1 protein-coding gene is annotated in these 401 nt (G+C 57.6%); it reads right to left on the bottom strand.

Annotated features, from left to right (window positions below):
* On the bottom strand, window positions 1–401 hold a 401-nt coding region (locus KIP88_RS46155; protein WP_249791578.1), incomplete at both ends, for a CarD family transcriptional regulator.

The following is a 401-nucleotide window of genomic DNA, read 5'->3' on the forward strand; positions in this document are numbered from 1 at the left end:
CTGCCGTTCGCTGAAACTCTGGCCGGAGTCGCCCGGTCGGAAAAGATCGCGAGCGACCTCCGCGACCGCGACGATATCTCCGGATTTGATTTTGCCTTCGTATTCCTGAGCAAGCCGGGACCAGTTGCCGCGGCCTTTCCGGGAGGATTCGCTCAGAATCTGTTTCACTCCTTGGATCGACGAAAGATCCGACGGCTTGCGCATTCCGACGCTCGCGGCTTTCCGGACGGGAACGCGGACGGTCATTTTGCTCTTTGTGAAAAAGATCACGAAGAACTCCAGGCTCGCTCCTGCAACGGTCTGCTCTTCAATCGACAGAATCTGTCCAACGCCGTGCGCCGGATAGACGACGAAGTCCGTCGCCTTGAATTCAAAGCGAATCTTCCCGTTTTCGCGCGCAC

Origin of the sequence: Bradyrhizobium sp. SRL28, from assembly GCF_018596315.1 — a bacterium.
Classification (GTDB): domain Bacteria; phylum Pseudomonadota; class Alphaproteobacteria; order Rhizobiales; family Xanthobacteraceae; genus Bradyrhizobium.